The 25622-nt window shown below is 62.4% G+C and carries 23 protein-coding genes; 9 read left to right on the top strand and 14 right to left on the bottom strand.

The annotated features are described in order from the left end of the window. The first annotated feature begins 193 nt into the window (after positions 1 to 193). Positions 194 to 793, top strand: a complete 600-nt coding sequence (locus tag ACIQH5_RS02795) for a glycoside hydrolase family 3 C-terminal domain-containing protein (protein WP_400400075.1) — start codon at positions 194 to 196, stop codon at positions 791 to 793. On the opposite strand, the gene ACIQH5_RS02790 is transcribed toward ACIQH5_RS02795, so the two are convergent. Continuing rightward, positions 777 to 2027, bottom strand: a complete 1251-nt coding sequence (locus tag ACIQH5_RS02790; protein WP_400400073.1) for a beta-ketoacyl-[acyl-carrier-protein] synthase family protein — start codon at positions 2025 to 2027, stop codon at positions 777 to 779. The two genes, ACIQH5_RS02795 and ACIQH5_RS02790, sit on opposite strands and share 17 nt — an antisense overlap. Before the next feature lie 164 nt (positions 2028 to 2191). On the opposite strand from ACIQH5_RS02790, the gene ACIQH5_RS02785 reads away from it, so the two are divergent. Next, entirely contained in the window at positions 2192 to 2734 is a 543-nt protein-coding gene (locus tag ACIQH5_RS02785) for a TetR/AcrR family transcriptional regulator C-terminal domain-containing protein (RefSeq protein ID WP_400400071.1), read from the top strand. A gap of 164 nt (positions 2735 to 2898) precedes the next feature. Here ACIQH5_RS02785 and ACIQH5_RS02780 read toward each other — a convergent pair whose 3' ends face one another. The 3 genes from ACIQH5_RS02780 to ACIQH5_RS02770 are packed head-to-tail and all read right to left on the bottom strand — an operon-like array spanning position 2899 to position 5530. Then, a complete protein-coding gene (locus tag ACIQH5_RS02780) occupies positions 2899 to 3471 on the bottom strand; it encodes a flavin reductase family protein (RefSeq protein WP_400400069.1) in 573 nt (190 codons plus the stop codon). Between the two features lie 2 nt (positions 3472 to 3473). Next, positions 3474 to 4517, bottom strand: coding sequence for a methionine synthase (locus ACIQH5_RS02775; RefSeq protein WP_400400067.1), 1044 nt, complete (start codon positions 4515 to 4517; stop codon positions 3474 to 3476). 20 nt (positions 4518 to 4537) lie between these two features. Then, positions 4538 to 5530 carry a DUF1852 domain-containing protein gene (locus ACIQH5_RS02770; protein ID WP_400400065.1) on the bottom strand — a complete coding sequence of 331 codons (993 nt, stop codon included), beginning with the start codon at positions 5528 to 5530 and terminating at the stop codon, positions 4538 to 4540. A gap of 120 nt (positions 5531 to 5650) precedes the next feature. Here ACIQH5_RS02770 and ACIQH5_RS02765 point away from each other — a divergent pair, with 120 nt between their 5' ends. The 3 genes from ACIQH5_RS02765 (at position 5651) to ACIQH5_RS02755 (ending at position 10094) form a co-directional block, all read left to right on the top strand. After that, entirely contained in the window at positions 5651 to 6592 is a 942-nt protein-coding gene (locus ACIQH5_RS02765; RefSeq protein ID WP_400400064.1) for a LysR family transcriptional regulator, read from the top strand. 250 nt (positions 6593 to 6842) lie between these two features. Further along, positions 6843 to 9251: a phosphoenolpyruvate synthase gene (ppsA, locus tag ACIQH5_RS02760; protein WP_400400062.1), complete on the top strand. Its 2409-nt coding sequence runs from the start codon at positions 6843 to 6845 to the stop codon at positions 9249 to 9251. Then, the gene (locus ACIQH5_RS02755; RefSeq protein ID WP_400400061.1) at positions 9252 to 10094 is read left to right on the top strand and encodes a pyruvate, water dikinase regulatory protein; all 843 of its coding nucleotides are present in this window, start codon (positions 9252 to 9254) and stop codon (positions 10092 to 10094) included. A gap of 146 nt (positions 10095 to 10240) precedes the next feature. Here the strand turns inward: ACIQH5_RS02755 and ACIQH5_RS02750 are convergent, their stop codons facing one another. Together ACIQH5_RS02750 and ACIQH5_RS02745 are read right to left on the bottom strand one after the other, a co-directional pair. Continuing rightward, positions 10241 to 11557, bottom strand: a complete 1317-nt coding sequence (locus ACIQH5_RS02750) for an Nramp family divalent metal transporter (protein ID WP_400400060.1) — start codon at positions 11555 to 11557, stop codon at positions 10241 to 10243. A 177-nt stretch (positions 11558 to 11734) separates the two neighbouring features. After that, on the bottom strand, positions 11735 to 12670 hold the full coding sequence (locus ACIQH5_RS02745; RefSeq protein ID WP_400400059.1) for a dihydrodipicolinate synthase family protein: 936 nt from the start codon (positions 12668 to 12670) through the stop codon (positions 11735 to 11737). A 165-nt stretch (positions 12671 to 12835) separates the two neighbouring features. On the opposite strand from ACIQH5_RS02745, the gene ACIQH5_RS02740 reads away from it, so the two are divergent. Both ACIQH5_RS02740 and ACIQH5_RS02735 read left to right on the top strand, forming a co-directional pair. Further along, the gene (locus ACIQH5_RS02740) at positions 12836 to 13846 is read left to right on the top strand and encodes a LacI family DNA-binding transcriptional regulator (RefSeq protein ID WP_400400057.1); all 1011 of its coding nucleotides are present in this window, start codon (positions 12836 to 12838) and stop codon (positions 13844 to 13846) included. Positions 13847 to 14338: 492 nt separating this feature from the next. After that, positions 14339 to 14680 (top strand): FadR/GntR family transcriptional regulator, encoded by a 342-nt coding sequence (locus tag ACIQH5_RS02735; protein ID WP_400400056.1) that lies wholly within the window; start codon positions 14339 to 14341, stop codon positions 14678 to 14680. Positions 14681 to 14743: 63 nt separating this feature from the next. On the opposite strand, the gene ACIQH5_RS02730 is transcribed toward ACIQH5_RS02735, so the two are convergent. After that, positions 14744 to 15334, bottom strand: coding sequence for a TetR family transcriptional regulator (locus ACIQH5_RS02730; protein ID WP_400400055.1), 591 nt, complete (start codon positions 15332 to 15334; stop codon positions 14744 to 14746). A gap of 101 nt (positions 15335 to 15435) precedes the next feature. Here ACIQH5_RS02730 and ACIQH5_RS02725 point away from each other — a divergent pair, with 101 nt between their 5' ends. Further along, entirely contained in the window at positions 15436 to 16194 is a 759-nt protein-coding gene (locus ACIQH5_RS02725; protein WP_400400053.1) for an SDR family NAD(P)-dependent oxidoreductase, read from the top strand. Positions 16195 to 16223: 29 nt separating this feature from the next. Here ACIQH5_RS02725 and ACIQH5_RS02720 read toward each other — a convergent pair whose 3' ends face one another. Continuing rightward, the gene (locus tag ACIQH5_RS02720) at positions 16224 to 18095 is read right to left on the bottom strand and encodes a BTAD domain-containing putative transcriptional regulator (RefSeq protein WP_400400052.1); all 1872 of its coding nucleotides are present in this window, start codon (positions 18093 to 18095) and stop codon (positions 16224 to 16226) included. A gap of 118 nt (positions 18096 to 18213) precedes the next feature. Here ACIQH5_RS02720 and ACIQH5_RS02715 point away from each other — a divergent pair, with 118 nt between their 5' ends. Continuing rightward, a complete protein-coding gene (locus ACIQH5_RS02715; protein WP_400400051.1) occupies positions 18214 to 19095 on the top strand; it encodes an alpha/beta fold hydrolase in 882 nt (293 codons plus the stop codon). 190 nt (positions 19096 to 19285) lie between these two features. Here ACIQH5_RS02715 and ACIQH5_RS02710 read toward each other — a convergent pair whose 3' ends face one another. The 6 genes from ACIQH5_RS02710 to ACIQH5_RS02685 all read right to left on the bottom strand — a co-directional run bounded on the left by ACIQH5_RS02710 (position 19286) and on the right by ACIQH5_RS02685 (position 25551). Continuing rightward, complete coding sequence (locus tag ACIQH5_RS02710) at positions 19286 to 20290, bottom strand: fumarylacetoacetate hydrolase family protein (RefSeq protein ID WP_400400049.1); 1005 nt, start codon at positions 20288 to 20290, stop codon at positions 19286 to 19288. A 1-nt stretch (position 20291) separates the two neighbouring features. Beyond that, positions 20292 to 21377, bottom strand: a complete 1086-nt coding sequence (locus tag ACIQH5_RS02705; protein WP_400400048.1) for an amidohydrolase family protein — start codon at positions 21375 to 21377, stop codon at positions 20292 to 20294. Further along, entirely contained in the window at positions 21374 to 22498 is a 1125-nt protein-coding gene (locus ACIQH5_RS02700; RefSeq protein ID WP_400400047.1) for an FAD-dependent monooxygenase, read from the bottom strand. The genes ACIQH5_RS02705 and ACIQH5_RS02700 overlap by 4 nt, the downstream gene beginning before the upstream one ends. Before the next feature lie 88 nt (positions 22499 to 22586). Next, positions 22587 to 23594, bottom strand: a complete 1008-nt coding sequence (locus tag ACIQH5_RS02695; RefSeq protein WP_400400046.1) for a cyclase family protein — start codon at positions 23592 to 23594, stop codon at positions 22587 to 22589. Further along, entirely contained in the window at positions 23591 to 24532 is a 942-nt protein-coding gene (locus ACIQH5_RS02690) for a fumarylacetoacetate hydrolase family protein (RefSeq protein ID WP_400400044.1), read from the bottom strand. Before ACIQH5_RS02690 ends, ACIQH5_RS02695 begins: the two co-directional genes overlap by 4 nt. Then, entirely contained in the window at positions 24532 to 25551 is a 1020-nt protein-coding gene (locus ACIQH5_RS02685; protein ID WP_400400043.1) for a VOC family protein, read from the bottom strand. Before ACIQH5_RS02685 ends, ACIQH5_RS02690 begins: the two co-directional genes overlap by 1 nt. Positions 25552 to 25622 lie beyond the last annotated feature (71 nt).

Genomic DNA, 25622 nt, shown 5'->3' with positions numbered 1-25622 from the left:
CTGCCGCCCAGCAGGAGTCATGCTCCGGAGGGCGGGGCCTCATCCTGGCCGGAGGCTTCACGCGGACTCAGAGGCGCCATCCAGCCATTAATTTGCAGAGGAGGTAACGCCGTCCCGGCGGAGTCTTTGAGTGCGCGGGACGTGTCGAGTCCCCGTATTTCGGTCTCGATCGCGTGAAAAGGAGGTGTGGACAATGTCCACACCTTTCGTCTCGAACTCCCTCGTACAGCCACCGAACTGCCCCGCATTCCGTATGTTTCCGCGACTTCCCAGTGTTTCCAAGGCCTGGAATCCCGTTCGAGTCCCACCTCGGGCACGGCATACCCCTGAGGCCCTCGCGGATGATGCTCGTGTTGCAGCGACTCCGGTTGAAGCGGACATGGCGATTGTCCGTCTTGATGCCCCTTACGAGCCACGCAATGAGCTGTTCCTTGAGGCCATGTTCCACGCGGGAAGCCTCGAGTTCGATGCCGTAACCGTGGCACGTATCGAAGAGCTTGCGGCCCAAGTACCGGTGGTTCTTGTGGTCAACCTGGACCGACCTGCCATCCTTACGCCGCTGGAACCGCACTGTTCGGCAATCTTGGCGACATTCGGGGTCTCCGACGAAGCCCTCGTGCGGGTGCTGACCGGGGCCGTCAATCCCGAAGGCCGACTTCCCTTCGACCTGCCCCGGTCGATTGAGGCTGTCCTCGAATCCCAGAGCGATGTTCCAGGCGGCACTCTGGATCCTTTGTACGCCTACGGCGACGGCTTGAGGCGATTGGACGCGCCCCTCACTGATTCTTGCTGAAGATCAGGCTGACGTTCTGGCCGCCAAATCCGAAGGAGTTGGACAGTGCTGTGGGAGGTGTTCCGTGGCGCTGTTTGCTGATGTGACGCTGTTCGGTAACGAGGTCCAGTCCGATCTCCGGGTCCACGTTTCCGGGATGGAGGTTGCGGGTGGGAGGGATGATCCCCTGCGCAACGCTCCGGGCAGCGATGATGGCTTCGACAGCGCCGGCGGCCCCGAAGAGGTGTCCAAGGGATGCTTTGGGTGCAGTTACGGGGATGGTGTCGCTGAAGATGGCCCTGATGGCTTTCGCCTCAGCAAGGTCGCCAAGGGTGGTGCCTGTGGCGTGGGCATTGACGTGACCCACCTCCGCAGCGTTCATGCCGGCGTCGTTGAGGGCTTTGGTGATGGCGGTGATCTGGCCTTCGCCATCGTCCGCCGGTGCCGTCATGTGGAAGGCATCGGAGGCGATTCCCACTCCACGCAGGACCGCATGGACGGTGGCGCCGCGGGCCGTGGCGTGTTCGGCGCTTTCGAGTACAACGATGCCTGCTCCCTCGCCGAGGACGAAGCCGTCGCGGTCGGAGGCGAAGGGGCGTGATGCGGAAGCCGGGTCTGCGGTGAGGGTTGAGAGGGCCCTCGTTTGCAGGAAGGCGGCGACGGTGAAGGGCGTAATGGCGGCTTCGGCGCCGCCGGCAATGACGACATCAGCTTCGCCGGAGCGGATCAGCCTGGCGGCCAGGGCGATTGCCTCGGCGCCGGAGGAACACGCTGAGACCGGGGTGTAGGAACCCGCCTTGGCGCCATAGCGGATGCTCACCGCCGCGGCGGGTCCGTTGGCCATGAGCATAGGTACGGCGCGTGGGGAGACGCGGCGCTGTCCGCGGTTCTCCAGGGTGTCGTCCTCGCGGAGTAGTGTGCCGATTCCGCCCACGCCTGTTCCGATGGCTACGGCCAGCCGGGTGCCGTCCACTTGGGGTGAACCGGCATCCGCCCAGGCTTCCGCCGCGGCAACCATGGCGGCTTGCTGAACCCGGTCCAGTCGTTTGGCTTCGACGGCGGCAAGTTCTGTGGCGGGGTCGGTAGCCATGGGTGCGGCGATGGTGACCGGGAGTCCGCTGTCCCGCAACATCTCCTGCCCGACGTCGCGAACCGCTGAAACACCCTCAAGAAGGGCGGTCCAGGTGCTCTCGACGGTGCCTCCCAACGGCGTGGTGGCGCCCATTCCTGTCACAGCGATATCTCGTGCCCTCATAGCAACTCCTTTTTCTTGTATGTCATACAAGATATCCAGATAGTTGTATGATGTACAATTTTGCTTATGACCGCAGAGCTTCCCTCATGACCGTAGAGCGCAAGGGCAAACCTCAACCGGGTGGCCCATCCCAAGCCCGTGGCCACACGACCAGGGGCAGGATCTTGGACAGCGCGGTAAAGCTCTACCTCGCCACCCCCTCCGCTGAAGTGAGCGTGGCGGCCATAGCCACCGATGCCGGAGTATTTCCCAACCAAGTGACCTACTACTTCGGTTCCAAGGACTCGCTCTTCATCCACGCAGCCTTCCTTGCATTGCTCCACGATGCGGAGCGCGTGGAAGCGATCGGCCACAGCGCCGGATGTCCCGAATCGTTCCGTAGGAACATGGCTCGCGCGGCGCTGATGCTCCCATCGATGCCGCTGGTGGTGCGTGCCTTGGCTGTGGGGACATCCCGGCCGGCCCTCGCTGCAGTGGTGGACCAGCATCTGAATCTGCTGTTCCGCCAGTCTGAGCGCTACCTTGGCCGCCTTCTGAAGCAACGGCAATGGGAAGTGCAGCGCCCCATGCTTGTGGAAACCAGGACGTTTTGGAGCGCAGCCTTCGGAGCCACCCTTCTTTCGCAGGCCGGCGTCACGGGCTCCGGCAGTGACGTAGATCTGGCCGGCACGCTGACGGTGCGTGCTAAGACGGCGGAAGACTCTTAGCGGCAGATGGCCGGCAATCGGCCCTAGGGGGACGCGGCCAACTTTCCGCTGGGCAGGAGTTTCAGACGTCGATGGACGCCGATGTTAAACGAGGACGACGGCGGGAGTTACCTCCCGCCGTCGTGGGCCGTTCGGCTTGCCGCCTCGCATTGTTGGCGCGGCGCTCAGCCCTCAAGCTTGGAGTGCTCGCCCAAGCGGTGCCAGGAACGGTTGTGGTAGACCAGAGCGTCGCCGGGTTCGCCCGCTTGGACGTCACGCATGACGCGCGACTCCAGGGCGTGAACGGCGATGATGGTCGAGGTCCCTACCTCCATGCGATTGATGACGGCGCAGCGCACCCAGGCGCGGACATCCTCATACACCGCCTCGCCGGTTTCAAGGGCCGACCAGTGGTGGGTCTGGTCAAAGCGGTCGGCGCCGGGGGTCGCTCCAAACTTCGCCAGGTCGACGTCGTGCGCGTCCAGCAGGTGCACCACGACGGTTTCGGCGCGCGAGAGAACCTCGGACGAGGAGGACAGTGCCGAGACCGAGAAGATCAGCAATGGAGGTTCCGCACTCACTGACACCACCGACGATACCGTCAGCGCCACTGGCCCTTCGCCGGCATCGGCCGTGATGACGGCGACACCTCCGGGGTGGCCCCGGAACAGTGCTTTGAAGTCGTCGGCCGGGAGGGACTGAGTGAAAGTTTTCTTCGGAGCCCCGAGCCAAGTGTCTGTGGGATAGGCGTGAAACATCGCTACACCTTGGGGGCGGAGCGTTCAAGTTCCTCGCGAACGATTCCCGTCCCTGCACTGAGAGCACTCAGCTTGGCCAGGGCGACGTCCCGGGGGAACGGTGCCATGCCGCAGTTGGAGCTGGCGATGAGCTTGTCAGCGTCTACGAATTGCAGGGCCTTGCGGAGGGTGTCGGCGACCTCCTCCGGGGTCTCGATGGTCTCGCTTGCGACGTCGATTGCACCGAGCATGACTTTCTTGCCGCGGAGGAGCTCGATCAGGTCCATGGGCACGTGGGAGTTCTGGGATTCCAGCGAGATGATGTCGATGCTGGAGCTCTGCAGCAGCGGGAACGTTTCCTCATACTGCCGCCACTGTGAGCCGAGCGTCGCCTTCCAGTCATTGTTCGCCTTGATTCCGTAGCCGTAGCAGATATGCACAGCGGTCTCCGCACGCAGCCCTTCTGCCGCTCGCTCAAGCGCAGCCACGCCCCAGTCCTTGACCTCGTCGAGGAAGACGTTGAACGCGGGCTCGTCGAACTGGATGATGTCCACGCCGGCCGCCTCGAGTTCCTTCGCCTCCTGGTTCAGGATGGTAGCGAACTCCCAGGCCAGCTTCTCGCGGCTCTTGTAGTGGTCATCGTAGAGGGTGTCCACCATGGTCATGGGGCCGGGAAGAGTCCATTTGATCGGCCGGTCGGTGGTTGCGCGGAGGAACTTTGCGTCTTCGACGAATACCGGCTGCTCGCGGCGCACCGCCCCGACGACGGTGGGCACGCTGGCGTCGTAGCGATCGCGGATGCGCACGGTCTTGCGCTGTTCAAAGTCCACCCCGCTGAGGTGCTCGATGAAGGTGGTGACGAAGTGCTGCCGGGTTTGTTCGCCGTCGCTGACGATGTCGATGCCGCGTCGGCTCTGTTCGTGGATGGCGATGCGCAGCGCATCCTGCTTGGCCTCGAGCAGCGCATCTCCCTCCAGTTTCCACGGGGACCACAGCGTCTCCGGCTGTGCGAGCCACGATGGTTTCGGCAGGCTACCGACAACGGTGGTGGGCAAAAGTGTGTTCATGATTGACGATTCTCCGTGGGTCAGTTGACGAGAGCGGGGTATCTGGCGGTCCACTGGTCCAGTAGGTCCTTGTGGGGCGTGATGAAGTGTTCCTCCGTGTACTTCGCCTGCGTGATCGCGAGTTGACTGCGCTCGACGCGGTCGTAAGCAATCTGGGTCCGCGAGAAATCCTGCTCTCCCAGGCTCGGCTGGTAGACGACGGCGGCGGCGGAGTTCGCGTTGTAAACCTCGGGGCGGTAGATCTTCTGGAAGGTCTCCATGGTGCTGATGGTGCCGATGAGCTGCAGGTTGGAGTAGTCGTTGAGCAGGTCGCCGCGGAAATAGAAGGCGAGCGGCGCAACGCTGCCGCGTGGCATGAAGTAGCGAACCTGCAGCCCCATCTTCGCGAAGTACGCGTCAGTCAGCGAGAACTCGTCCTGGGAGTACTCGACGCCCAGGACCGGGTGATGGTTCTCCGTCCGCCGGTACGTCTTGCTCGTGGAGACGCTGATGCACACCACTGGCGGCTGCGGGAAGCGTTCCTGGCAGGCGGAGGAATCGAGGAACTGCTGGAACAGTTTGCCGTGCAGATCGCCGAAGTCCTCTGGAACGGTGGGCTTGCCCGACTCCGCTGCTGCCGCTGGCAGAACCACGCTGAAGTCGAAGTCGCGGACGTAGGAGGAGAAGTTGTTTCCCACGATCCCCTGGTGGCGGACCCCGTTGAGTTGGTCAACGATCTGGATGTCGAGAACTTCGAACAGGGGGAACTGCCGATCCGTACCTTCTGCAGTGAACTCAATCTGCACGGAGACAATCTCAAGCTCGAGCGTGTAACGGTCCCGGTCCGGGTTGTCCCAGCTTGCGAGATCGTTGAAGCGGCGTCGAATCATGGTCAAGGCGTTGCGGAGGTTCTCCTGGCGGTGCTCGCCTCGTGCCAGGTTGGCGAAATTCGTGGTGATCCGGGAGCCTTCTGACGGGGAGTAGTCCTCGTCGAAAGGGGTGGTGGTGATGCTGAAGGTGAAGTCGTCTGCCATGTGCTGCCAATCCGTTGATGGGCCGGAGACGGCCTTTCAGAAGGTGATGTCTCCATGGTGCAGCCTTCCGACGGGTATCAGGTAACTAGTGGTTACTATGCATTCATATAGAATTTGCCTATGCCCCAGATTTCGAGCGGATTGACCCTGCAGCAGCTCCGTTACTTCATAGAAGTTGCAGCTGAGGGGTCGATCTCCGCGGCCGCCGATCTTCTCTACGTAGCGCAGCCAACAATGTCCGCCTCGATGAAGGATCTTGAGGCCCGGGTTGGCCGTGAGCTCCTGCTTCGCTCCGCCCGCGGAGTCACCCTCACCGCAGACGGGGTTGAGTTCCTCGGCTACGCGAGGCAGGTCGTCGAGCAGTTCGCTCTCCTCGAGCAGCGCTACCTTGGCAGGCCACCGCGGCGACGTCTGCTCGGGGTGTCAACGCAGCACTACTCGTTCGCGGTGGACGCCTTCGTTCGGATGGTTAAGGCCTCTGATGTGGCCGAATACGAGTTCTCGCTGCGTGAGTCCCGTACTTGGGACATCATCGAGGATGTCCGGACGCTCCGCAGCGAGATAGGCATCCTCTACCGGAACGATTTCAACCGGAAGGTCATCGACAAACTGCTCCGGGAGTCCGGGCTCGCGTTCACTCCGCTCTTCCTCGCCGATCCGCACATCTTCATCTCACGGAAGAACCCGCTCGCCTCAAAAGAGCGTGCAACTCTCGACGATCTCGCCGGTTTGCCGCGGCTAACTTTCGATCAAGGTGCGAACAACTCCTTTTACTTCGCCGAGGAGATTCTCTCCACCTTGTCCAGTAAGCAGGAGATCCGGGTCTCTGACCGTGCCACGATCTTCAACCTCATGATCGGGCTCCACGGCTACACGATCTCGACGGGCATCATCAGCGGGCAGCTCGACCCGGAAATCGTCGCCATCCCGCTTGACGTTGACGAACGCATCGAGATCGGCTGGATCGGCCACGCCTCGATCCCGCTCACCGACCAAGCGCAGCGCTACCTCGGGGAATTGCGGGCCGTCGTCGCTGAGTTCGGCGTAGCGCTACTCAACTGACTGCCGTTGAGCGGGCGGGTCTTTACCCTGCAGTGATTGGACGTCGTTGATGCAGCCGAGCGGGTTGCTGGTTTCGTACCTGCCCGTGGTCGTTGGCATGGGCGGAGCACAAGTTTGATGACCTTTCGTTACTTCGCGGGTATGTTGCGCGAGTCACATCTATTTGCTTCCACTGAGCTGGTGCCTTGATCCTTGCATGACCTAGTTTTTTTAGCGCTTGTCAGAGCGTGCCCAATGGAGGACACAATTTATGACTAACGTTCTTTGGTTTTCTGAGCTTGGCTTGTCCGACCTTGACCAGGTTGGCGGCAAAAATGCATCGCTTGGGGAAATGGTCCGGAATCTCGCCAGCGCCGGCGTGAAAGTTCCGGGCGGATTCGCGACGACGGCGGACGCTTACCGGCGTTTTCTGGCGGAGTCCGGGTTGGATGCCCGGATCGAAGGCATCCTGGAAGGCTTGGACAGCAGCGACGTCACTGCTTTGGCCAAAGTTGGCCAGGACATTCGCACCTTGATTCGTGAAACACCGTTCCCGGCCGGATTCGAAGGAGACATCCGGACCGCTTATGAGCGCCTTACGCAGGAACATGGCGGGGATGTGTCGTGGGCGGTGCGTTCCAGCGCCACGGCTGAGGACCTACCGGATGCATCGTTTGCCGGTCAGCAGGAGACGTTCCTGAACATCCGTGGCATCGACAACATTCTCCTGGCCATCAAGGATGTGTTCGCTTCCCTGTATAACGACCGGGCCATCGCCTACCGGGTGCATCACGGCTTCACGCATTCTGAAGTTGCGCTGTCGGCCGGAATTCAGCGGATGGTGCGTTCCGACGTCGGCGCCTCTGGCGTGATGTTCACCATGGACACCGAAACCGGCTTCACGGACGCTGTGTTCATTACGTCCTCGTATGGGCTGGGGGAGGCCGTGGTCCAGGGTGCTGTGAACCCGGACGAGTTCTATGTTTACAAGCCGGCCCTGGCAGCCGGTCGTCCGGCCGTGCTCAAGCGCGGTTTGGGGGAGAAAGCCGTGCAGATGATCTACACGGCTTCGGAGGAAGTTGGCAGGACCGTTGACTTCGTTCCGGTAGCGCAGGATTTGCGGAGCCGTTTCAGCCTGACCGATGCCGAAGTCCAGGAACTCGCCCGGCACGCGGTAGCCATCGAGGCACATTATGGCCGTCCGATGGATATCGAGTGGGGTAAGGACGGTGTGGATGGTGAGCTGTACATTCTTCAGGCTCGTCCGGAAACCGTCGAGTCCCGGAAGGCCGCCGGGACCACGTCCCGGTACACGCTCACGGAACGTTCCACGGTGTTGGTGGAAGGCCGAGCGATCGGTCAGCGGATCGGTGCCGGGCAGGTTCGGGTGCTGACCTCGATCGATCAGATGGCCTCCTTCCAAGAGGGTGATGTCCTGGTGGCGAACATGACGGATCCGGACTGGGAACCGATCATGAAGAAGGCCGCCGCTATTGTCACCGACCGTGGCGGACGGACCTGCCACGCAGCGATCATTGCCCGGGAGCTGGGTATTCCCGCCGTTGTCGGTACCGGGTATGCGTCCCAGATCCTCAAAGACGGGGCCCCGGTCACGGTGTCCTGCGCTGAGGGTGAGGCCGGTCTGGTCTATGAGGGTTTGCTCGAGTACTCATTGCACGAGACCAGCGTGGAGACCATGCCGGAAGCTCCGGTGAAGATCATGATGAACGTGGGTACCCCGGAACAGGCGTTCAGCTTCTCCAGGCTCCCCAACCATGGCGTGGGCCTGGCCCGCTTGGAGTTCATCATCAACCGGCAGATCGGGGTCCACCCCAACGCCTTGTTGGCGGTGGCAGGCGAAATCGAGCGCCCGGCTGCCTTGGATGACTACACCGTCCGGCAAATCCAGGAAAAGACCGCCGCTTACGATGGTCCCCGTGATTACTATGTCCGCCGCCTGGCCGAAGGCATCGGCGCCATCGCGGCGGCGTTCGCGCCGGAACCGGTCATCATCCGGCTCTCGGACTTCAAGTCCAACGAGTACGCCAACCTCATCGGCGGTCCGGCTTTCGAACCGGAGGAGGAGAACCCGATGATCGGGTACCGTGGCGCCTCCCGGTACCTGTCGGCGTCCTTCCGCCAAGCGTTCGAACTCGAGTGCGAAGCCTTGAAGTACGTCCGCAACGAGATGGGCCTGAGCAACATCAAGCTGATGGTCCCGTTCGTCCGGACCTTGGACGAGGCCCGCGGTGTGATAGAACTCCTCGCTGCCAATGGGCTCCGCCGGGGCGAGGATGGGCTGGAGATCGTGATGATGTGCGAACTGCCGGCCAACGCACTCCTGGCCGATGAGTTCCTGGAGTACTTCGATGGTTTCTCCATTGGCTCCAACGACCTCACCCAGCTCACCCTGGGACTGGATCGTGACTCCGCCCTGGTTGCTGAGGGCTTCGATGAGCGGAATCCGGCCGTGACCAAACTGCTGGAAATGGCGATCACGGCGTGCCGCGCCAAGGGCCGCTATGTGGGAATCTGCGGCCAGGGTCCCAGCGACCACCCGGACTTTGCCGAGTGGCTGCTCGGACAGGGCATCAGTTCGATTTCGCTGAACCCCGATGCCGTAACCGAGACCTGGCTGCGCCTGGCCCGCACCACACGTACCACCAGCACCACCGCCTAAATGGCAGACCACACCACCGCGGGGGCGGGCTCCTCGCCTGCCCCCACGGTGTTCTTCCTTTCCGACAGCACCGGGATCACCGCTGAAACGCTGGGCAACACGCTGCTGACGCAGTTTCCGGGCCAGCGGCTGGAACGGCGCACCATCCCGTTCATCACCACCAGCGAGCAAGCGCGTGAGGTGGTGGCACTGATCGACCGGGTCGCGGACAGTGGTTCCCCGCCGATCATCTTTTCCACTGCTGTGGGGCAGGACATCCGTGCCATCCTTTCCCGGAGCCGCGGGCAGTTCTTCGACTTGTTCGGCACGCACATCGGACAACTCGAACAGACCCTTGGCGCGCAGGCCAACGGCAAGCCCGGCCAGGCCCACGGCGTGGGTGACGCCGTCCGCTACCAATCCCGCATGGCCGCCGTCGAATACGCGATAGAGCACGACGACGGTCAGTCGCTTCGGGCGCTCGAACGCGCCGAGCTGATACTCATCGCCCCGTCGCGGTGCGGGAAAACTCCCACCACCATGTACCTGGCCCTGCAACACGGCATCCTCGCCGCGAACTTCCCCCTGGTGGAGGAAGACTTCGACACCATGACGCTCCCGAAACCCTTGCTGCCTTTCGCGAGCAAATGTTTCGGGCTGACCTCCCAGCCCGTCCGCCTCAGCCAGATCCGGCAGGAACGCCGCCCGGGCAGCAACTACGCCTCACTGAATCAGTGCGCCTTTGAGCTGCGTAATGCCGAGGACATGTACCAGGCCAACAACATCCCCTACGTCAACTCCGCGTCCATGTCCGTGGAAGAAATATCCGCCACTGTCCTCCAACGCATGCAGCTGCATCACTGACCAGGAGTTGCACCACTGAACAAGGGTCACCGACCAGGCGATCCTTGGAAGACTGTTTTCGAGGATACGAGTAGTGCCCCCACCTTTTTGGGTAGGGGCACTTTCTTGTGTGCTGGTGCTTGGTGCGGGCCTATGGGGTGGTCGGGTTAGCCGGCCACGAAGTTGAGGATCAGTCGGATGGAGAGGGCGAGTACTGCGAGGAGGCCCACCACGCCCAGCAGGTTTTGCCACCACTTGTTGCGCAGCGAACCCATCAGTTCGCGGCGGTTCGCCATGACCACGATCAGCGTGGCCAGCAGGGGTGCGACCAGGATTGTCAGCGCTTGGGCAATGACGATGACCTGCACCGGTGAGGTCTGGAAGATAACGGTGATGGTGAGGCCGAACGCGAGGATGATGGCGCTGATCAGTTTCTGGGTGCCGGAAGTGATGCCTTTGGTGCCGCGCCGGTTGAGCGCGTCGGAGAGCATGGTGCCTCCTGCGGTGCAGTTGGCTGTCATGGCGGAGAAAGCGGCGCCGGTGAACCCGATGGCGAAGATCGCGGTGCCGATAGGGCCGGCGAGGGGTTCGAAGATGCTGCCGAGCTGACCCATGGTTGCTGCTGCCTGGCCCGTGGCACCGAGTACGGAGGCGGCCACGACGATCACGAGGGAGGTCATGATGCCGGGGGCAACGATTCCCGGAATCGTATCCACCATGGTGATGTCGCGGTAGTCTGCCTCGCTGCGTGCGCGCTCCTTGGTGCCGTAGGAGGTGTAGAAGGCGGCGTTCACTGAGAAGTTGGTGCCGACAAGGGCGATGACCAGCAACCAGGCATCGCCGGGAACGCGGGGAATTAAGCCGGATGCTGCCGCGGCCCAGTCAGGGTTCGCGATGAAGGCCGATGTGACGAAAGCAATTGCCATGACGCCGACCATCACCACCAGAACCTTCTCTATGACCCGGTAGACGTTGCGGAAGAGGAGGATGGTGGCCACCATGGCGGTGCCGATGATGGTCCACATCACCGGTGATCCGCCGAGGAGCATTGACGCGCCGAGGCCGAGGCCCACGGCGTTGCCGACCGAGAAGCACAAGGTGACCAGGAAGACGCCGATGCCGGCGATCACCCCGACCTTATTGCCGAGGTGGTCTTTGATCGACTGGATCAACGACACCGGTGACTTGATACCCAGACGCACGCTCATGTCGGTCAGGAAAATCATCAGGATGGTGGAAACAACGATCACCCAGATCAGGGTGTATTGGTAGCCGCTGCCAGCCTGGACGGCGGTGGCAAGGTTACCGGGTCCGAACTGCCAGGCGCCGGCGACGAAGGCTGGGCCGATCAGGGCAAATTGGCCCCAGAAGGATCGGCGGGTCTTTCGGGTCTCGGCACCGGTCCGGACACTATTGGGGGGTAGATTCCCCAATTCGGCGCCCGGGGTACGTGAGGTGCTAGGCGTCTTCGTATGCTCAATCACGGCGCGCCCTCCTTCCACGGGACTATTCTCCCGCTCAGTCTTCTTTGACTTCATTAATCCCGACCTCAATGTCGGGTGGGCGGCCCACCGAAGTGGCCGATTGCCCGCGTATCAACGTGGGCGGTGGCGGAACCAGGGTGCGTGCAGTTCGCCTTCGCCGCACGCACCCTGTGGTCGTCAGACGTTGGCTGTGACCTTGCCGATGTTTGCTGCGGCGAAGGCTTCCGCGATTTCTGCATCGGCACCTTCGGGCAGGGGCAGCAGTGGCGTGCGCACGGTGGCGTGATCCAGGATGCCCCGGTTCACCAGACCCCACTTCAAGGCGACGGTGCCCTCCATGTGCGACCCGCGGTGGTAGACGCTCTTGGTCACGGGAAGGAGTCGCTCGTGGATGGCGTGGGCGCGCGCGTAATCCTGTGCCTTGCCGGCTTCGATCAGTTCGATGAGCAGCTCGGGGGCGATGTTGCCGTAGCCGACGAGCAGACCGTCGACGTCGAACATGGTCGGCAGCAGGTATTCGTCATGGCAGGAGAGCACCTGCAACTCGGGGTACGCGGCGCGCAGTGCAGGGATTTCGGTGTACCAACGGCGCATGTTGCGGACGCCGTTCTTCGTGGCGAACACGCCTTCCTGGCCCGCGATGTCCAATTGGGTGTCCAGATCGTAGGTGGCCTTGGTGTTGTCCGGGTATTGGAAGAGGATCAGCGGCAGGCCGGACTCTTCGTAGATTTCCTTGTAGCGCGATTGGGGAGCGCCGTTCTGGTATCCGAAACGCAGCCACCCATGCGAGGGATAGACCAGGCCCGCAGACGCGCCGGCTTCCACTGCCTTCTTCGCTTCGAGGGCCGCAGTCTTGTTGCCCTCCTTGGTAATACCAGCTACCACCGGGATGCGACCGTCAGTGGATGCCACGAAGGCGCGAATGACGTCCAACTGTTCCTCTTCAGTAAGGAACGTGCCTTCGCCAGCATGTCCCAGGACTACCAGGCTTTTCACGCCCTCAATCGATCCCAGCCACGAACCCAAACGCTGGATCGCAGCGAAGTCGACAGCGCCATCTTCGGTGAAAGGGGTTACAGGGGCGGGGCTGAGTCCGCGGAGATCGAGTGTCATTACAGCTACCTCTTGTCTTCATTGATGTTGGCAGTTCCGCATCTGTGGGAACGTTTGCGGGAACGTTTTCAAGTTTGCACGTGTCGCAGCTCACTGTCAAGGGAACGTTTGCAAGTCAGGAGGATTAGAGTGTCTGTAACACCTTTGCCGACTAGGAGAAACGCCATGGAACCGGACGCCCCCGGCAACGTCGTCACACTAAAGGACGTCGCAGCGGCCAGTGGTGTGAGCATCTCCACGGCCAGTCGCGCCCTCGATGAGCGGACCACCTCCCGGTCCGCCGCCGCAGTGAACGTCCGGAGGGTAGCCGAGGAGCTCGGGTACCGGAGGAACTCATTCGCCTCCAGCCTTCGCCGCGGAGAGACCCGGACCTTGGGCGTCCTCGTCCCTCGCCTGAGCGACACCGTCATGGCCTTGATGTTCGAAGAACTCGAAAAAGCTGCCGCCTCCCGTGGCTACTTCGCCATGGTTGCCACCAGCGGGGATGACCCTGATGAGGAACGCCGCGCAGCTGAAACCCTGCTGGACCGTAACGTGGACGGATTGATACTGGCAACGGCCCGGCTCGACGACAAACTTCCCCTCCTTCTGCGTGAGCGCCGGGTAGCGCATGCCCTGGTACTGCGTACCGACGGCATCAGTCCATCAGCGCTCGGAGATGACGAAGTGGGCGGCTATCTGGCCGTGCGACACCTCATCGACCTGGGGCACCGCGACATAGCCGTGGTCACTGGCCCTGACTTCACATCCTCCGGGAAGGCCCGTCTCACCGGAGCCCGCAGGGCCATGGAAGAAGCCGGCATCAACGCACCTGCCAATTGGCTGATTGCAGCGGGTTACGGCATCGAAAACGGCTACACCGCCGGTGATGAACTCCTCGGCGTCAGCCACCGACCTACAGCGATCTTCGCAGCCAACGACAACATCGCCATGGGCGTTATGGCTGCAGCTCACCGCAACGGCGTCACCATACCGGAGGACCTCGCTCTCGTCGGGTATAACGACACACCCCTCTCAGCGCGGCTGCCCACACCCCTCAGCTCGGTCCACGTTCCCTTGGACCAAATCGCCGCCACCGCCGTCGACCTCATCGTCAACCCCGGGAAGGAACCGCTCATCCGGCGCTCCATGCCGACCCTCATTCCACGTCAATCCAGCGGTACACCTAGGCACTAACTGGCAGGACATCGTGGAAGGCGCGCGCGTTTTCGAGCAAAAGCTCAGCTTTGCGGCAGTGCGCCGCCCACGCAAAGTGGATACCTTTCAACGGCTCCGTAGGGATCTTTACGGGGTTAGTCGTGCGGGTTTGTATATGTCCAACGGATTCGCGACCGGAACGTCATTTTCGTGGTAGATCACAATAAGAAGTGTGGACAATGTCCACACTTCTTTGGATCGGCCTGTAATGCCATCGAACGTGTCAGGGGGTTGCTCTAGCGTGTTCGCGCACTGTTACCCGTGCTCGTTGAACAGCACGGAATCATCACTGCTCGGTGGCCATGGAACTTGGAGGGTGCGGCGTAGCGACTACCGCGCCGATTTGCCCTTCGGCATCCGAGAGGCCCTCGGGGCCTTGGAAATCCTCGGAATTGTCGTTGTGAGGCCCGGGGCGGGTAACTAAGCGACGGCGTCTCCGAGCTATGGCTTCGAACGCTTAGCTGGGGACTCATGCTGGGGGATCCCCGGACCCGCGAACTAGTCGAATTGCGCAGCGGCCTTGAAGTCCAGGCCGTGGAACTGGCCGCACTCAGGGTCAACGACGAAGCCCTGCAACGAATGCGTGCCAACTTGGAGGCGATGCAGAAAAGTGTCGATGACTTGGCAGCCTTCGGGGAAGCCGATGCCGCCTCCCACCGAGAGATCGCGGCCGCATCGGGAAATGTGGTCCTGGAGGAACTCCTGCCGAGCATCCCACGACCACCCTGGATCAACTCGTTGGCTTCCGAGCTGTTTACAAGGAAGTTCAGCAGTCACGCAGCCGCTTTGGGGTACTTCGACTCTGTTGGATAGGCATTTTTCCGGTCGGCACAGGGCGGTGGATTTTGGTTGGTCGATCGGCCCGTGAAACCTCTCTTACGCGGGCGAAATTCCGGGGGTAGCTGACTCGGGGGTGGTAATGCGCCTGACAGTGTAAATGACTGCCTGCCGATAGGAAGCCATGGCCTCTGCGCTGCCGGGATCCGCGTGATTCGCTTTCAGCAGTCCGAGAGGGGCCAGCTGCCACGCTTGGGCGACCGCGTAGATCACCACTAGAAGGTCGACGGCGGTCAGTGGCCCCGGGGCTGTCCCGGACAACATCGACGCCTTATCCATGTAGCTCTGCAAGGGTTCGGATGCCGCCTCGGGACGCTCCAGCTGAGCCCACAAGGTGAGGCGAAGTGCAGCGGGGTCACGCTGGTGATAGTCGAAGAGATCGCCGGCCCACTCGGGAAGGTCTTCGGCGCGAGGAGGGACCGCCGCGGCCATGGCGCCAAGAGAGGCGGCCAGCGCCTCATCAAACAGTCCGCTCTTGCCGCCAAAGTATGCGTAAATCATGCGGACATTAGTGCCTGAGCTAGCGGAGATTCGCTCAATTCGCCCTCCGGCGTGGCCATGCTTGGCAAATTCCTCCACGGCCGCTTCAAGGATTCGGGCTTTCGTTGCCTCCGCATCGCGTTGCGCCATCGACCTTCCTTCCTGTTGGTTGCCTGTTAACGATCTCACCCTTAGTATATAAGTAAATACCTACTTACTTATGTACCTTCTAGCAGAAAATGAGGAAGACAATGAAGAACACTGTTGCGCTGGTGACGGGTGGAAACAGGGGACTGGGCCGCAGTACCGCGCTGGCTCTAGCGTCCAAGGGCGCGAAAATCGTAGTGACGTACCGTAGCGGGTCAGAAGCCGCAGCTGCCGTCGTCGATGAGATTCGGTCCGCGGGAAGCGACGCCATAGCAGTACCGCTCGACATAACTGACATCGGGACGTTTCCAGGCTTCTCCGATGGGTTGCAGGAATCTCTGCGGTCACGCTGGGACCGGGAAACGCTGGATGTACTCGTCAACAACGCCGGAGTCGGACTGTTCGGCACTCTTGAAGAGACCACTGAAGAAAGCTTTGACGCACTTGTTGGGACCAATTTCAAAGGAACGTTCTTCCTGATCAAAACACTCGTACCCCTCATGTCCGATGGCGGCCGTATTGTCAACGTTTCAACGTCGCTGACCCGTCATGCCAGCCCGGGAACCTCGGCCTACGCCGCCTCGAAAGCCGCGGTGGAAGCTCTGTCTAGGAGTCTCGCCCTTGAGCTAGGGCCACGGAAGATCCGCATCAACGCGGTCGCCCCGGGCCCTAGCGCTACTGACTTCAATGGAGGAGCCATGCGGGACAACAACGAGCTTCGGAAGGTGCTCGCCTCCCAGACAGCACTCGGACGGGTGGGCCACCCGGAAGAAATTGGGGATGCCATCGCCTCACTCGTCAGCGATGACATGCGTTGGATTACTGCCGAACGCATCGAAGTCTCCGGCGGAGCCCTTCTGTAAAGCAGCGGTTCGCGGAAGGTCCTGAACCCCTATCCTTTCGGAGCTGCCTCGAGCAGCTCCAGGAACCGCTTCACGTTGCCGAGGTCTACAACACCGCTACCCGCGGCTCGCTCTCCACCGGCCGGAGCAAGAGCGGAAAAAGCCCGCTGAATGGTCGCGGCTTCGCCGAGCTCTACGGCGGTTTGAGCTATTACGCACCAAGTGACCTCGAGCAAGAGATCGTTGGGCGGCGCGGGCAAAGTCCTGAGGGCATGGGTCGCGTCCTGACGTCGGTCTGCCCGCAGCATGAGTAGAGGCCGCACCCACGGCTCATAGGGCCCGAAGTCGCCGTCACTTATGTTCGATCCCTGGGTCATTTCTCGAGTGAATCTGGTCAAAGCAGCCAGGCCATGAGTGAAGCCAGGCATCGCATCTGGCAGCGGAGGGTCGCTGTCGTCGATGAAAGCGGACCTAAACCGGCCGGTAAATACTGCTGCGAGCGGTCTTTCGTGTCGTGCGGCGAGTTCGTCCACGGCGTCGGCTTCGGCGTTGGCCGCAGGGATGTCGTCCAGAGCGCAGAGGGCCTGCATGCGGATGAGGCGGCCGTTGATTTCGAAGGTGGGTGAGTCGGCGCTTATGGCTAGAGCTGTCAGCTGGGCGCCGATGTCAGCGCGCTCCTTTGCCAAGCCTGTCCTGTGGAACTCCTGCATGAATCGGGCGCTGAGGGCGAAGCAATGAAGTTGTTCGTCGCCGAGGCGCGTGGCAATTGATTCTGCTTCTTGGGCTTCGGCCTGCCGGTCGGCAGTGCCGCGTGATTCCATGGCGATGGTGGCCAGCAGGCGGGCGCGTGTCCTGTCAGAGATTCGCGCGGTTGAAGCGAGTGTATGTTCAGCAGCTGCAACAACGACTTCTGTGGCCTCCCGGTTGTCGGAGCGCGTCCATATTCCCGGAATGTCATAACCGCCAATGATCCGGGCAGTAAGTTCGGCATCGTCGACCGACTGTGCCGCGCGAATCGTGGCGATTCGCTGTGTCTGGGCAGTCTTCACGTCACCCGTGACCGCAAGGCTGCCCAGCACCGCGTTTGAAGCCTCGAGTTGAGCCCTGGTGCCACTCCGGGAATATGCGGCTGCCGTTAAGCCCAACCCTGTCGGTTCGGGCAGCTCCAGATTCGGGTCCCGCCGCAGGATCTGAATCTCCAGAGCTGAAAGCGCCGGTCCGGGATCGACCCCCAGATCACGTCTGAGGCGCATCCTCGCAGTGCGTAGGACCGCCAAAGCCTCCCCTTGTCGTTGGCTGCGGTAGAGAGCCAATGCCAACAAAGCCCACCCTTCTTCACGCCACGGCGCGGCCGTTACCTGCCCTTCGAGCAGCGGCACGGCCTCGTCCGCCCGTCCAACGGCGAGCCGTGCGTTGGCGCAGCGCTCAACGGCAGAGAACCGCAGATCGCCCAATCTTGTTCTCACGGAACGCGACCACGGCCGCTCAGCGAACTCTTCGAAAGCCTCGCCTTGCCACTCAGCCAACGCGGCCGAAAGCACCGAGTCTGCTTTCTCCGGCAGGGCCGTTCCCGCTGATTCCACGGCAGCTTCAAAGCGCCATGCATCAACGGCGTCGGCACTCAACCGCAATGAGTAGCCATCGCCGACAGTTACCAGGACTTTGGCTGGACTCCGCGGCAGACGATTCGGTTCAATGATTCGGCGAAGCTCACCCACGAACGTTCGGACGGCTCCCACCGCACCAGCCGGGGGTGCGTCATCCCAGAGTTCCGCGATGAGGTCTTGGGTGGAGATCACCCCGCCCCGGAGAGAAAGAAGTATCCCAACGATCTCCCGGTGCCGGCGCTTGGACAACTGCCGCACTACACCGTCAACAGTCACCTGGATAGGACCGAGGACGCGGAATTGAGGGCAGCTCACGAATTCATCGTAATCAAAGTCCGCGCCCTGCCCGATGTCGTGCGGAAGCGGCGCCCCACTGATTCAGCACTGATTCGCCCACGGGAAAGTGGAGACACCAACAAGGAACGGAGACATCATGTCCCTGAAATTGCTCCCTGAAGCAAGCTACTACCGCGTCCCTGCAGCGCCGCACGTAGAACTCAACGTCGCCGTCGTCGGAAGCGGACCTGCTGTAGTGCTCCTGCACGGCTTCCCGCAGACACATCACATGTGGCGCCATGTTGCCGCGAAGCTGGCAGCAGACCACACGGTGATTGTTCCCGACCTGCGCGGTTACGGCGACAGTGACAAACCGAAAGAATCCAACGAGCACACCTACTCAAAGAGGACCATGGCAGCCGATGTGGTAGCCGTTGCCCGAGCACTCGGCCACGAACGATTTGCCTTGGCAGGCCACGATCGCGGCGCCTTGGTCGCAATCCGGGCGGGCCTTGATCACCCCAACAATGTGAGCCATCTGTTGACATTGGATGTCCTGCCGACACTGGATATGTGGGATATTCTGCACGGGGCAGACGCAAAAGTCGCGTGGCATCTCTACCTGATGGCCCAGCCGGCCGGCGTCGCGGAGCCCATGATTGAAGCGACCGCCGATACATTCTTCGCGTCCTTCCTGGACGGATGGACCTCCAATCCCGAAGCCATTCCCGCCGAATACCGGCACCACTACCTGTCAGCATCAGCGAATGCCGTGCCATCCATCGTTGCCGACTACCGGGCATCAGCCGGCATTGACGTCGAGCACGACCGCGCAGACAGGGAATCAGGCCATATTTTGGGCATGCCCGTCACTGTCTTACAACAAAACTGGGGTGCAGTCCTCGGGTACGACGCCGCCGCGCTCTGGGGCAAGTGGGCGTCCGACCTTGAACACCGGACGCTAAATGCCGGGCATTTCATGGCAGAGGAGGATCCCGAGTCCGTCACAACGGCGCTACGCGAACTCATGAACCGCTAGTAGTAGCACCGGCAGCCGCGTTGATCGCAAGTCCCACGTCAACGCGGCTGCCGAATTTGTGGTGGTCGCCGTGCCTTCACTCGGTGGGCGCCAAGATTTTATAGCACCTGACATCAAACTCCTGACCGCAATCCTCAAGAGTTAACTCAGTACTCCAGCGCGGTGAACTCCGCGCTCCTACCACCTTCACCTACGCAGACATAGCGGATTCGCCTTCAGAGACAGTCCTGTTCCGTGGCCGGTTCCGTGCAGCCACCCGCGTCACGGCTTCGCGGCGTTCGCCCACCGTGTTCTCAATCGTTCCGATTCCCTCCACGGTCATCCGCACGACGTCGTCGGTCGTTAGCGGCGGGGGAGTCTTGGAACCATTCCGTCCCCAGAGTTCGGCGAGGCAGCCGCTGCCGCATGTTCCGGATCCGAGGACGTCGCCGGGCCGCACCACGGAGTCTTGGGATGCGTAGGCGACGAGTTCGGCGAACGGCCAGCCCATGTTGGAGAGCAGGTCCTGGCCGATCGGCTCGCCGTTGACTTCCACGGCCATGGAGATGGGCAGGAAGCCTTGGTCGTCGTGAAGGTGTGCGAACTCGTCGGCGGTGACGATCCACGGACCCAGGGTGTTGGCGAAGTCCTTGCCCTTGCAAGGACCGAGGCTGACTTTCATTTCGCGGCGCTGCAGGTCGCGTGCCGACCAGTCGTTGAGGATGGTGTAGCCGAAGATGTGGTGGTGCGCCTCGGCCGCCGTCAGGTTCCGGCCGTCGCTGCCCGGGACATGGCCGACGACGGCAGCTACTTCGGTTTCGAAGTCCAGGTCCTCGCAGCCTGCGGGAATGCCTATCACCTCGCCGGTGCCGGTCACCGTATGGGGATTCGTGAAGTAGAAGGTGGGCGCTTCGTACCATTCAGCCACCACGCCGGCTACGCCGTCGATGCTTTTGCGGACACCTTCAACGTGTTCCTCAAAGGCGACGAAGTCCCGGATGGTTGATGGTGCCAACGGTGCCAGCAACTGCACGTCCCGCAGGGCGACGGGACGGGCGCTGCGGAGAGTTTCCGCGGCGATGGACAGTGTCTCCTCCAGCCCTGCGGCTAGAAGAGTGTTGACTGTGCGTCCGGCGGGCAACGCGAAGCAGTTGCCGTCGTCGACGAACCCTTCCCAGGTGCCGCCGTCGTGACTCCAGCGGGCAATCTTCACCATGTCAGGCTCCTTGGGCCGTAGCGCGGGTATTGAGCGTTGCCGCGGCGGCGATGCCCAACCGGGTTGCATTGCCGGCGAGAATCGCGGCGGCCTCGGCCTCGGGAAGCCCGGCGGCGTGCACGTCGTCAACAGGCCTCTCTGATCCCATGTCGAAGGGGTAATCCGAACCGAGCAGCACCTGTCCGGGACCCGATGCCTCAACGAGCGAACGCAGCTCACGAGGGTTATGGACCAGGGAGTCAAAGAAGATCTTCCGCAGATATGACGACGGCGGTTCGGCGCACCTTTGCGCTTCGGGGCGCACTTTCCAGGCGTGGTCGGATCGTCCGATGGTGGTGGGCAGGTAGCCGCCGCCGTGGGCCGCCAGGATCTTGAGCTCTGGGTGCCGGTCCAGCACGCCGCTGAAGATGACATGGGACAGGGCCACCGCGTTTTCGGCGGGCTGGGAGACAGTGTTGGCCAAGTAGAAACGGTCCAGCCGTTCGTCCAAGGAGCAACCGAAGGGGTGCAGGAACATGATGGCACCCAGTTCCTCGGCCCGGCTCCAGAACGGTTCCAGCCGCGGATCAGAGAGCTCTACCGTGGTCCTCTCCGGGTCGCCGGGCGTCCCTGCGAACGAACCGATTTCCACGCCGAGCAAACCACATTCCAGCACGGCATGGTCCAGTGCTTCGACCATGAGGTGCGGATGCTGCAAGGGCGCCAGCCCTAGACCGTTGAGCCGCTCGGGGGCGTTGTTGACGTAATCCCGGACAGCCTCGTTAGCCTGCCGGGCCAGTGTCAGGGAAAGCTCCTCGGCGGCAAAATAGTAGAAGTGGGACGGCGAAGGTGAGACAAGTTGTACATCCACGCCTTGTGAATCCATGTCCGCCAGACGGCGGTTCAGGTCCGTCAGCTGTGGCCAGCGTTCCTTGATCATGAGGCCGGAGTTGGCCATGGATTCGGGGCCATTGCGCCGGACTTCCAGGGCCTGCAGGGCCGCGAATCCTTCCGGATCATTCTCTGCTACGGCCTGCTGCAGGGCCGGAATCAGGACATGGGCGTGGACATCTACGGTGGGGTGGTGGCTTGTAGCGGAGGGGTTCATGCGGGTTCCTTCAGCATGGTGGAGAGCGAGTTCATGAGGGCGGGCAAGTTGGCATCCCGGACGCCGTCCAACATCCACTGGCCCAACTGGACGGATGCTTCAACCACTGCGGTCGCCCTGTCGAGTCGGCGGTCTGCGAACTCTTTCCACAGAGTCTCGGTGAGATGGTCGGCAGAGATGAGGAGTTCGGCCAAGACTGCGGCGTCTTCCAGCGCCATGGCCGCACCCTGGGCCACAGTCGGCGGGCAGCTGTGGGCGGCGTCGCCGATGATCACGGTGCGGCCGCGGTTCCACGGACCGTCCACCAGATGCGAGGTAAACCACGTGTAGTTGATGCGCGCACCGTGGTCCAAGTTGGCGCGGATCTCGTTCCAGGGGCCGCCATAGGCTGCAGCCAGCTCTGCCATGATGCGGGGCCCGTCGTCGTGGTGGCGTTCCTGGGCCTTCTCCACGAGGTAGGCGTAGATGGTGTCCGGGCCGGTGGGGCAGTAGCCGGCAATGAAGCAGGGGCCGCCATACGTCAGGTCGGTCCGGACCACGTCCGTGGGGCGATCTACGAAGGCCCGCCAGATGCCCATGCCGGTTGGCTGGGGTTCGACGTCGATGCCGATCGCCTTGCGGACGGCCGAATGAAGCCCGTCCGCGCCGATCAGAAGGTCGTAGCGCGCAGTGGCACCGTCGGCAGTGCTGACGGTGACGCCGCCGCCGTCGTCGTTAATGTCGGTCACCTCCTTGCCGTAGCTGATCCGGGCGCTCGCCTGCCCGGCGCGTTCGCGGAGGATGGCCGTCAGGTCCGGGCGGTACATTCCGAGTGTGGCCGGAAGGTCGTCGCCACCGGTCCGGATGTCTTCCAACATGGCGATCACGGTGCCGTCGGGGTCGGGGGCCCGCAGGCCGAGGGTGCTGAACCCGTACCCTCTAGCCTCAACTTCTTCCCAGACGCCGAGTTCGCGCAAGATGCGCAGGGCGTTGCCCTGAAGGGTGATACCGGAGCCAAGGGTCTGCGGCTCCGCAGCCTTCTCCAGAATCTCAACCTCGATGCCCGCATCGGCAAGGAGAATGGCTGCGGCGAGTCCCGCCGCCCCCGCTCCGACAATTCCGACCCTCTGTACTGCTGCCATCTGAAGACTCCTTTGTGTGACGGCTACTGCCAATGGTGCTGTTGTCCCGGGTTGGGCCTTCGTTGGCCCAAACCCTGGGACTGGCCGGCTACCGGACGGCGATGGGATTGACCGGCGAACCGACGGCCCCGGTGATGGGAAGTGGCGCTGCGGTCAGCATGAAGTCATACCTGCCATCTTCAGCACACGCCACAGCCAAGGCGTCCGGGTCCCACATTTCTCCCAGAAACAAACCCAGGTTGGGGATGGCAATCTGGTGCAGTGGCTGGAAAGCGCCCTCAAACTCATTGGGCCGGACTTCGAAGCCCCACGTGTCAGTTGCGATTCCAGCGATCTCCGACTCGTGCAGCCATGCAGCGGTGCTGAAAGACAACCCCGGCGCGGATCCACCGGCGTAGTCGCCCCAGCCGTCGCGGCGGACCCGGGCATATTGACCTGTGCGGATCACCACGATGTCACCACGACGAACAGCCGAGCTGGCACCCTGGCGATCAATGGTCCGCTGCAAGTGTTCCGGGGTGATCGCGAAGCCGTCAGGCAGTTCACCGTCGGTCCGTCCCAGTTCCGGCCCGAGCGCACGCCCAACGTCCAGGAGTACGCCGCGGGTCACGATCTTGGCCGCAGCGGTCTCGATCCCAGTGACCAGGTCACCCTCCGAGGTCACCACATCCCCGGCGGCCCTGCCGTTCCAGGCTTTGCCGCGATCGAAGATGTGTCCCAGTCCGTCCCATTGCGTGGAGCACTGCAATGGCATGGCAATCACGTCGTCCGCGCCGCCGAAACCGTGCGGGAACCCTTGGTTGCCGCGCTCAGCGTCCACCCCGGTGTCGGTCATGGTGTGCACGGGGTTGGTCCGGCGTCGCCAGCCCTTCTGCGGGCCGTTGGTGTCGAACGGTTGTGACAAGGAGAACGCTTCGCCGGTGGTGACCAACGCAGAAGCCTCGACCCGTTTTGCGGCGTCGATGAAGTTCAGCGTTCCAAGCACGTCGTCGTCGCCCCATCGGCCCCAGTTGTTGTACCGATCCGCGGCGGCGGCGATGCTGGCCAAGGGATTCGATCGCTGGATCAAGGAAGCGTTCGAGGCTTCTGTGGTCACTTTTCGTCCTTGCAGTGGATGACTTGGGTCCCGAGTCCGGTGATGGTGCCTTCCATGACGTCGCCGTCTTGCAGGAGTCGTCCCCAGTGCTGGCCGTTCCCGGCCGGGCTGCCGGTCAGGACCAGGTCGCCCGGACGCAGTGGCATGATCTGGGATGCTTCGCTGACCAGTTTGGCAACCCCGAAGATCATGTCCTGCGTCGACTCATCCTGCATGGCCTTGCCGTTGAGTTTCAGCGTGACGTGGACATCCTGTGGGTCTCCGAAGAATTTGGCTGGCACCAGCAGGGGACCGGCGGGCAGGAAGCCGGGAGCGTTCTTGGCCCGGTACCAGTCCGAACCAATGGCCGGCATGTCCTTGCGGAAGACAAACTCACGGGTGGTGATGTCGTTGACCATGGTGTAGCCGAAGACGTACTCCAGTGCCTCCTCGGGGCTGACCCGGAAAGCTTCCTTCCCGATGACAGCTGCAAGCTCCAACTCCCAGTCGTGGCTCTTGCTGTAGGAGGGCAAGGTGAGGTCCTCGGTGGCCGAAGCGATCGCCGTCGGGAGCCCAATGAAGAAGTACGGCGTTCCCTGGCCTGCCCGCTCATCCATCATCGCTGCGGTCTTGGCGCGTACTTCCTCTGCGTCCTGTCCGGCGTCGCGGTGCGCCACCGCCAGGTCGATGACGTGCTTGCGGTAGTTGGCGCCGGTCTGCAGGACTTGCGCCGGTTCAACCGGGGCAAGAACCTCGACGCCGGACAGCGCCAGCCCGGTGCCCTCACCAACGGAGGCGGCCAGTGAGTCCAGCTCGGCCTCGGTGGTGTCCCAGTGCTGGATCAGGGAATTGATGTCGCTGTCCAACGGGAGGACCCGATCGCCCACCAGAAGGCCAGCTTTTGTTTTGGTGTCGCCGGACTCCTGAAAGCGGACCAGTGCATAGTTTGGCTGCGTCATTAGCCGCGGCCCTGCTGTGCGTAGGGGTTCAGGAGGGCTTCCTTCATTTCGGCGGAAGCTCCTTCCTCGGTGGCAGTGAAACCTTCGGCCGGAGGGAAGGATTCGGTCATGGAGTGTGGCATGGCGCCGTTCTTGTAGAAGTTGTTGGAACCTTCCGAGGGCTTCCAGGTGTTGGCGTCCCAGTCCGGGACGTAGTTGCGGTAGCCGCCGGAATTCAGTTCCACGCGCAGCCCGGACGGGTCGCGGAAGTAGAGGAAGTTCTGTTCGCCCACGCCGTGGATGGAGGGGCCGTATTCCATGGGGGTGCCGTTTTCCATCATGACGTCGGCGGTGCGGAGCAGGTCTTCGGTGGCGTCCACCCAGAAAGCGATGTGGTTGACGCGGCCGGCCCGGCTGGAGGTGTCCAGGACGACGCCGAGGTCGTGGGACTTCTCGTTGGTGGTCAGTACCGAGAACACGGTGATGGGGGCTTCGTCCAGGTCCACGAACGCCATGACGCGGAAGCCCAGGGCCTCGTTGTACCACTTGGCGAATCCGCGGACGTCGGAGGAAGCGACGGTGACGTGGTCCAGGAAACGCGGCGCGGCGGCGTGGCTGCTGCGGCGCTCCGGCCGGTCCGGGTAGGTGGATTCGAAGCCGGGCTCGGCAACGAACTTCTCCACGTCATAGAAAAGCCGCATGTGGTGTCCATAGGGACCCGTGAACTCGTAGGCCTTGCCGAAGCCGTGACCGCCGGCAGTCCACGTGCCCTGCACGCCGGTTGCTTCTACCCGGGCTGCTGCGGCTTCGAGGGCTTCCTGGGTGTTGGTGCGCCAGGCCATCCGGCCGAGCGATGCTTCAGGGCCTTCGGTGATGACCAGGCTGTAGCGGTAGTAATCGCCCCAGCAGCGCAGGTATACGTTTCCATCCACGCGGTCGATGATGCGCATGCCGAACTTTTCCTCGTAGAACCTCGCCGAGGCTTCGACGTCCGGAGTGGTGATCTCGAGGTGTGCAAGATGGGAGAGGGGAGTTTCCACGATGAATTCCTTCTAAGTGCTGGTTGCTCGGACAGTTATCTGCAGGTCCTGTAACAACAATGGTGCAGGTC

It is taken from the genome of Paenarthrobacter sp. NPDC091711 (genome assembly GCF_044756605.1).
Lineage (GTDB): Bacteria > Actinomycetota > Actinomycetes > Actinomycetales > Micrococcaceae > Arthrobacter.
Note: the sequence above shows the minus strand (reverse complement) of the source record. Positions and strands in the feature narration are given on the sequence as shown.